The sequence below is a fragment of the Hoylesella timonensis S9-PR14 genome (genome assembly GCF_000762405.1).
GTDB lineage: Bacteria > Bacteroidota > Bacteroidia > Bacteroidales > Bacteroidaceae > Prevotella > Prevotella timonensis_A.
In genome coordinates, this window is the sequence record NZ_JRPQ01000107.1 from 1 (window position 1) to 1,389 (window position 1,389).

General features: G+C 31.4%; 1 protein-coding gene and 1 pseudogene. One reads left to right on the forward strand and one right to left on the reverse strand.

Features of this window, described 5'->3' with window-relative positions; genetic code table 11:
* Positions 1–139 (forward strand): annotated as a pseudogene (locus tag HMPREF9304_RS14410) (IS1380 family transposase); the annotation flags it as partial.
* 23 nt (positions 140–162) lie between these two features.
* Here HMPREF9304_RS14410 and HMPREF9304_RS07030 read toward each other — a convergent pair.
* A complete protein-coding gene (locus HMPREF9304_RS07030; RefSeq protein WP_036927761.1) occupies positions 163–1,311 on the reverse strand; it encodes a TlpA family protein disulfide reductase in 1,149 nt (382 codons plus the stop codon).
* Between the last annotated feature and the right edge of the window lie 78 nt (positions 1,312–1,389).

A 1,389-nucleotide genomic window follows, 5' to 3' on the forward strand; every position in this document is an offset into this window, starting at 1 on the left:
AGCGAAATCATCCGTTCTCTCATGAGTATCTACTTCTGTGGCGGTTCATGTACCCAAGGATGTCACTACTCGTTTGATGAACCACCTCTCGCTTCATCCGACACTTCGCACTTGTAGCTCTGATACTATCCTCAGAGCTTTCTATGTTAATATCCAAATGTTTTAGTTGCGGATTTGAGGTTTTAATATTTCTTTTACTTCTTTTTCGAGGATTTCCATTTCATTTATACAATTATCAAATCTTCTAACAATAATGCCTTCTTTATTGATTAAAAAGATAGTAGGAATACTATTGATATAAAACTTCTTTGCAATTCCTTTATTACCAAATCCTATTGCAGGATATAATTCAGATACATTTATCCATGTCATCTCATGCTTTCGGATGTGTCTTTTCCATGCTTTAGTGTTATTGTCAAGATTGAAATAAACAATTTTCAAACCATTTTTTTTATACTTGTTGTATATTTCTTTTAATGCAGGAATTATTTTTTGACACGGACGGCACCAAACTGCTGAAAATATAATTAAGGAGACGTGATTTTGTAGTAAGGAACTCTGAAACAGATTGTTATTGACATCTCTAACCTCAAAATAAGGAATTTGTTTTCCTGAGGATGATTGAACAGACATTTTCTGTCTTTCTAATGTTGTTGTATAAAGTAATTTACCGAGTGAGGTGTTTTGTAAATTTAGCGACAAATTATTGAAATAAAATAGCACACTATCATTATTATTGACCAGCATGCTATGTGCCAAATCATATAGCATCATCAGGCTATAATAATTATCGGGATTTTGTTGAAGCTGTTTTATTTTATATCGGTATATTTCTTGTTGAATATTTTTATCCTCTATTTGTTTTCCTATTATTTCTCCAGAATTAAGATCTTGGATGTTAATACCATAATTATCTATATATAAATTATAAATACTATCAACTTGCTGAAATAACTGATTTTCGGTATTATATGATAGCGTCCTAAGATATATCTTTCCTCTATCCATTATAATACTAAGATCATTATGCTTGTTACTAAGTAGGAAACGGCCTGCAAGTTCTTTACCTACATAGAAAGAAGCTTTAATAAATTCGTAAGGGAACGTCTTTCCGACTATTGAAAACGTATCACCTACGATGGTAGTAGTGTCATTAATCCAATGCAATTTTTCATTCGCATCCCTATAAAAGGCTTTTACTGTCAAAGTTTCTTTACCCGGTGATAATACTATCTTCCCACTAATAGAATAAGCCCATATAGTAGTAAATAAAGATAATAGGAGGACTAATGTCAAAAATCTTTTTCCCATTTAATGATATTAACCTTAATTCCGCAACACTATTATAAATTAAACTTTTTAAGTGCCTGAGCAACAAAAAGTTGCTCA

Coding starts and splice junctions, on each gene's coding strand:
- HMPREF9304_RS07030 (WP_036927761.1), bottom strand. CDS start 1,311: ATGGGAAAAAGATTTTTGACATTAGTCCTCCTATTATCTTTATTTACT.